This window comes from Nitratidesulfovibrio oxamicus (assembly GCF_015731765.1).
Lineage (GTDB): Bacteria > Desulfobacterota > Desulfovibrionia > Desulfovibrionales > Desulfovibrionaceae > Cupidesulfovibrio > Cupidesulfovibrio oxamicus.
On sequence record NZ_VRYY01000095.1, the window covers coordinates 1 to 6,672 of the forward strand.

The following is a 6,672-nucleotide window of genomic DNA, read 5'->3' on the forward strand; positions in this document are numbered from 1 at the left end:
CGCGCGACGGCCTGCCCACTGGGCTTCCCTTTGCCTCCGCCGGCGAGCCGCGCGTGCACATGCCCGTGCCTGCGGCCCCGCCCGTGATCGAACCCGCTCCGGTTGCCGCCCCGCGCGGCCTGGCGGATTTCGCCCTGGTGGAGCGAGTGGAGCCGCAGGGGCAGGATGGCCGAAACGGACATGCAGGGACCGACGCCACGGCGGGACAGGGTGATTTGGGCGACTTCGGCGATGCATCAGGCAGGCCGGTACTGCGCATCCTGTACAACGCCAGCACAAAGGGAACGCTGCATCCCTGCCCCTCCTGAGGTGGCGGCACCTCTGGTGGGCTTGCCCGGCGGGCGAGCATGTTCAAGCAGTGGCGAGGACAGGACGGGATCCCGACCCTGGTGCTGGCCGGTCCCGACGAATTCGCGCCTGACGCCGGAGAAGACGCGGCGGGCCGCCTGGCATCCATGACGCGCAAGGCCTACGACCTGCTGCGCGTGGACGATGGCTACCTGTCCGCCGCTGCCGCCGCCTGGTTCCGCGACCATGCGGGCGGCATGCCCAAAGGCTTCCGCGAGGTGGGCGGAGAACCGTTCACCCGTCTGCATCAGGTGTCCGGGCGCACAGTGGCCGTGGTCTTCCTGCCCGCGCTGGCGAAACCGTGGGAAGACCCCACCCCCGCCATGGCCGCGCAGGCGGCGCAGGCGGGGCTGACCGCACGTGCACGGGCCGACATGGTCATCGGCGTGGCAGGATGGGGCGGCCTGGGTGAGCGCCGCTATCTGGCGGAGCTTGGGCAGGCCTTCCACATCCTGCTCGGCGGTGGCATCGGCACCGGTTTCGACGGGGTCGTGGACGGCGCGGCACCTTCGCTGCTATGGTCCCGGCCAGACATGCAGGGAAGAAGCGTCAACGTGGTGGACGTACTGGCATGGCCCCAACGGGTACAAGGTTTTTCACAGCCCCGGCACTGGATCGTGGGCATGGATATTTCCGTCCGGCAGGTTCCCCTGAAGGACGCCGTGGAGCCGGATCCTGCCGTCGAGGCGGTCGTCGGCACGGTTCCCGCCGCGTGGTAGGCAGCGCAACGCGCGCCCGCCCCGGCCCCGGCCAACACAAGGAGCACGCAGCATGAGCGGCAAGGCACGCACCGTACCCATCCACAAACTGCATGGGTGCGGTAACGACTTCGTATTCATCGACAACCGGGCGCTGGGCCTGCCCGTCGCGGCCATGCCCGACTGGGCCCGCTCCGTGTGCCGCCGCGCCTTCGGCGTGGGCGCCGACGGCCTCGTCTTTCTGGATAAAACGCCGAAAGACCGCGAAGGCGACTACATCTGGCACTTCTACAATGCCGACGGCTCGCGCGCCGAAATGTGCGGCAACGCTTCGCGCTGCGCCGCGCTGCTGGCCGTGGAACTGGGCTTTGCCGGTCCGAAGCACGTCTTCGGCACCGACGCCGGGCTCATCCGCGCCGAGGCCGACGTGGCCGCCGGAATGGCCAAGGTGGAGCTGACCCCGCCGCGCGACCTGGCCCTGGGCATAGAACTGGACCTTGGCGAAGGCCGCGACATGGTGCACTTCGTGAACACCGGCGTACCCCATGCCGTGGTGTTCAAACGCGACGCCTCCGCCGTGGACGTACGCACCCTGGGCGCCGCGCTGCGCCGCCACGCGCATTTCGCGCCCGCGGGCACCAACGCCAACTTCGCACAGGTCATCGACCGCAGGAACATCCACCTGCGCACCTTCGAACGCGGCGTGGAGGACGAAACCTACGCCTGCGGCACGGGGGCGGCGGCGGGCGCGTTCATCGCGCATGCGCTGGGCCTTACGGAGTCCACGGTGAATGTCAGGAGCTCCGGCGGCGAGATGCTTGGCATATCCATTGAAGGCGGCTCGGTGTTCCTTTCCGGCAAGGCCGTGCGCGTCTTCTCCGGCGAAATGTTCCTGGAAGGGCTGGGGCTGGCCCTGGCGTAACGCACCCGGCCCGCCGGGCCCCCTTGCCGCTGCCGCGCGTTTCAGGCCGTGCGGCACAGGCAGGAGCGGCGGCCCACGGGCACGGCGTGTCGAAGGCCGGGGCAGCAGGTACCCGGTCCAAAGGAGGCAACATGCAGTTTCAAGGCGCTTTCACCGCTCTCGTCACGCCGTTCCGCAACGGCGAGGTGGACGAGGAACGCTATCGCGCGTTCATCGAATGGCAGATCGAACAGGGCATCAACGGCCTTGTCCCCTGCGGCACCACCGGCGAATCGGCAACGCTCACCCACCAGGAACACAAGGACGTCATCCGCATCTGCGTCGAGCAGGTCAAGGGTCGCGTGCCCGTGCTGGCGGGCGCCGGTTCCAACAACACCCGCGAGGCGGTGGAGCTTACCCGCTACGCCAAGCAGGCCGGGGCCGACGGCGCGCTGCTGATCACCCCTTACTACAACAAGCCCACCCAGGAAGGGCTGTACCAGCACTTCAAGGCCATTGCCGCCGAAGTGCCCATGCCCTTCATCGTGTACAACGTGCCCAGCCGCACCGGCACCAACCTGTGTCCGGAAACCCTGGCCCGCATGAAGCGCGACATCCCCGAGGTGATCGGGGTCAAGGAAGCCACCGGCAACCTGATCCAGGTCTCGGAGATCATCGAATACTGCGGCGCCGACTTCCAGGTGCTGTCGGGCGACGACTTCACGGTGCTGCCCCTGCTGGCCGTGGGCGGCTGCGGGGTCATCTCGGTGAGTTCCAACGTGGTGCCCGCCAAGATGTCCGAACTGTGCCGCGCCTTCTTCGAGGGCGACCTGGCCACCGCGCGCCGGGTGCACTACGAGATCGCGTCCATCAACCGCGCCATGTTCCTGGAAACCAACCCCATCCCGGTCAAGACGGCCCTGTCCATGATGGGCAGGATCGAACTGGAACTGCGCCTGCCCATGGTGCCGTTGCAGCCCGCCAACCAGTCGCGCCTGCGCGACATCCTGTCGGCGGCGGGCATCGTCTAGCCGCCGGGCACGGGGACCGGCAACAGTCCCGCACATGAAGCATCAGGTCTTGCCACGGGGGGCGCCGCACGGCGCCCCCCGTTCGTGTTTTCGGCCTGGCCTGAACGCAACGCGCCCCTTCCCTCCATCAGGTTTTACCCTGCCCTCCGCCCAAGACCGGCGGCCCGGCACGCTCCGCGTACGAATACGCCGCAACTACCTGTCACAGTACGCCAAACGTCATTTGCCACTGCGCACGACCGTACCGAGCATCCGAATCACGGCCAACGCACGACCCGTGACCGACGCAAAACCGCTTGGCAGCCGCCACGCTTCCGGCTAGCCTGTGGCATGGCCCCCTATGGGGGCGGGCGCCGGACGACAGGCGCGCCCCACCCTTCAGCGTATGCCCGCATGCCCGGCGCACCTAAACAACCGCCGGAATGTGTCGATAAGTCCCGCAAGAGATACATCGTTTCCGGGAGTACCCCATGCGTTTCAAGAGCATCTCCACGCAGATCACCGTCCTTACCGGCGGGCTGGTCGTCTTCTTCATGTGCGCGTTCGTGTTCATTGCGTCCAAAACCGCATACGACGGCACGCTGCGCAGCGAAACCGCCAACATGGCCCAGGTGGGACAGCAGATCGAAAAGGTGGCGGAAGACTTCGTGACCAGCAACCTCACCGCCGTGCGTGGGCTTACCCAACAAAAGACGCTGGCCAGCGGAGTGCTGTACGGCAGCGCCAGCCTGGTCATGAAGGACCAGTTGCAGCAGACGCTGAAGGGCAATCCGCATTACGCCGCGATCTTTGCGTTCGATGCCGCGGGCAAGGTGCTCTACGGGTATACCGACGACGGGAAGGAGATGTCCGGCAAGCAACTGGACATGCCCGAGGTGCTCGCCGCCGTGACCGCAGGCAAGGAATTCATCGACACCACGCCGTTCAAGGGCAGCAAGGGGAACGTGCTGTTCACCATCGCCGCCCCGGTGCAGAACGTCATGGGGCAATCCGGCGGGGGCATCGCCATCAACCTGGACTGGACCAGCTTCAGTGACCGCTTCGTGGAAAGCGTGAAATTCGGCCAGCAGGGGTACCCCTTCGTGCTTGACGCCAAGGGGCGCTTCCTTTCGCATCCCAACAAGGCCCTGCTGCTCACCGACGCGACGCAGTACGACTTTGCCCGCGCTGTCCTGGCGCAGCAGACGACACAGTTCCAATACCTCTGGGAAGGCAAGACGAAAATCCTCGTCAGCTGTACCATGCCCATAACTGGCTGGAAAATATGTTCTTCAGCCTATGAAGACGATCTGGCCACCGTGGCGCGCCAGCAGCGCATGCTGTTGGCAATAATGGGGCTTGTGGCCATTGTGGCCCTGACAGGCTCCATCGTGCTGCTTACCCGGCGCCTCATCATCGGCCCCATGAACCGCATCCGGCAATTCGCCGGACAGGTGGCCCAGGGCGACCTGCGCGCCGTCATGGATGGCGCGTACCGCTACGAACTGGACGACCTGGCCCGCTCCATCCAGACCATGGTGGCCGACCTGAAGGAAAAACTGGGGTTTTCGCAGAGCGTGCTGGAGGCCATGGTTGTGCCCGTACTTATCGTGGACCGCGAGGAACGCACGGTGTTCACCAACAAGGCCTGCATGGACATGCTGGAAATCGACACCGATCCCAAGGCGCAGTAGGGCCGCACCCTGGCGGAAGTGTTCTACAACGAGCCGGGCCGCAAGACCGCCGTGGGCCGGGCCATGAACGAAAAGACCAGCATCAAGAACCTGGAGGTGGTCATCTCCGGCCACAAGGGCGGCAAGGTGGACGTGCTGGCCAACGTCACCTACCTGCAAGACCTGGACGGCAACATCATCGGCGGTTTCTGCCTGTACATAGACACCACCGAGATGAAGCGCCAGGCCGCCATCATCGCGGAACAGAACGAACGCATCGCCCGCGCCTCGGCAGAGGCTGATGACGTGGCCGCGCAACTGGCCGCCGCGTCGGAGCAGCTTTCGGCGCAGATCGAACAATCCGCGCGCGGCTCTGACATCCAGCGCGAGCGCACCGCCGAGGCGGCCACCGCCATGGAGCAAATGAACGCCAGCGTGCTGGAAGTGGCCCGCAATGCGGGCGGCGCCGCCGAAATGGCCGAAAAGGCCAAGACCCGCGCCCAGGAAGGAGCCGAGGTGGTGGACGGCTCTGTGCGCACCATCCAGCATGCCCATGACCTGGCATCGCACCTCAAGGCCGACATGGCCGAACTGGGTACCCAGGCCCAGGGCATCGGCCAGATCATGAACGTCATTGCCGACATCGCGGACCAGACCAACCTGCTGGCGCTGAACGCCGCCATCGAGGCTGCCCGTGCCGGGGACGCCGGGCGCGGCTTTGCCGTGGTGGCCGACGAGGTGCGCAAGCTGGCCGAAAAGACCATGACCGCCACCAACGAGGTGGGCAGCGCCATCCGGGGCATTCAGGAAAGCACGCGCAAGAATATCGACAATACCGAAAAGGCCACCGCCGCCATCGAGGAAGGCACGGGCATGGCCCGCCGCTCCGGCGACGTGCTGCGCGAGATCGTGGGCCTTGTGGAAAGCACCGCCGACCAGGTGCGGGCCATCGCCACGGCGTCGGAACAGCAATCCGCCGCCAGCGAGGAAATCAACCGCTCCACCGACGAGATAACCCGCATCGCCGCCGAAACGGCGGAAGCCATGCGCCACTCGGCGCAGGCGGTGGAAGACGTCTCGCGGCTGGCTTCGGACCTGACGCGGATTATTGGCGACATGCGCAGCTAGGGGCAGCTCCAAATTGTCTTTTCGTCCGTTGGCATCCGACCCGAAGGGCGCGAAGCGTGCCCGTTAAGCGAGCTTGCGAACTTTACGGGCATCGTGCGCAGAGAGGTCAAGCGTCGCCTGCATAGCCTTGCTGTCTTCATCCGTAAGGCTCGCAAGCTCGCCTAACGGCTAAGGCATGCTCCCTCATGGCAGGCTTGTTTTCCTTGCCACCGAACGGGAATCCCCATTGGGAGCCAGCCCAAGGCGAAGCGGCGGCACTGCACCATCCCGACGCCCGGCCACACATGTACACAGGGGGAGGAGCCATACGGTTCCTCCCCCTGATCTTTGCGTATCCCCGCTCCACTGCGCGAGAATATCTCGCACAGAGTTGTCTCGCGTACGTTCTACGGGACGAACGCCGTGACGGAGACAGGTGCGCCGGTACCGCCGCACAGCCCCAGCGGAGCCAGCAGCACGTGCGCCCCGGTGGCGGGCAGTCCGCCCAGCGCGGCCAGGCATTCCACCACCACGGCCCCTGCGGCCAGGGCCATGCGGTTGCACAGGAACTCCGCGTCGTCCGGGGCGTCCACCCCGTGCGTGTCGATGCCGATGCCCCCCGCGCCCCGTTCGTGCACCAGCAGGTGCACGGCAGCAGGCGTGAACGAGGGAAACTGCATGGGCGGCGCATCCCCCGGCCCGGCACGCAGCGCGCCCCACTGCACCCCCATGAACCGGTCGGGATCGGACCACAGGCGGTGCCAGCCGGTGTTGCACACGAACAGACAGCCGCGCGGAACGCGGCCATGGGCCGCTTCCCATGCCAGCACATCGTTCGGGGTGCAGCGAGTGCCGAAATCCGCCGCCGCCCTGCCGCGCAGGTCCAGCACGGCCAGAGGCAGCAGCAGCGGCCACGGGGCCGCCGTGCGCACGTC

Annotated in this window: 3 protein-coding genes and 3 pseudogenes; 5 read left to right on the forward strand and 1 reads right to left on the reverse strand. The window is 66.6% G+C overall.

The genetic code is table 11. The features are described from left to right. The 5 genes and pseudogenes from FVW20_RS04350 to FVW20_RS20195 form a co-directional block, all read left to right on the forward strand. A pseudogene (locus tag FVW20_RS04350) lies at positions 1–308 on the forward strand (hypothetical protein); the annotation flags it as partial. 12 nt (positions 309–320) lie between these two features. Then, a pseudogene (locus tag FVW20_RS04355) lies at positions 321–1,067 on the forward strand (UshA-like (seleno)protein family 2); the annotation flags it as partial. 52 nt (positions 1,068–1,119) lie between these two features. Then, a complete protein-coding gene (dapF, locus tag FVW20_RS04360; protein WP_196608449.1) occupies positions 1,120–1,968 on the forward strand; it encodes a diaminopimelate epimerase in 849 nt (282 codons plus the stop codon). Positions 1,969–2,099: 131 nt separating this feature from the next. Then, positions 2,100–2,978: a 4-hydroxy-tetrahydrodipicolinate synthase gene (dapA, locus tag FVW20_RS04365; RefSeq protein ID WP_196608450.1), complete on the forward strand. Its 879-nt coding sequence runs from the start codon at positions 2,100–2,102 to the stop codon at positions 2,976–2,978. A gap of 470 nt (positions 2,979–3,448) precedes the next feature. Then, positions 3,449–5,758: pseudogene (locus FVW20_RS20195) on the forward strand (methyl-accepting chemotaxis protein). 386 nt (positions 5,759–6,144) lie between these two features. Here the strand turns inward: FVW20_RS20195 and FVW20_RS04375 are convergent. Continuing rightward, positions 6,145–6,672: cyclase family protein (locus FVW20_RS04375; RefSeq protein WP_196608451.1), on the reverse strand; the 528-nt coding region annotated here is incomplete at its 5' end.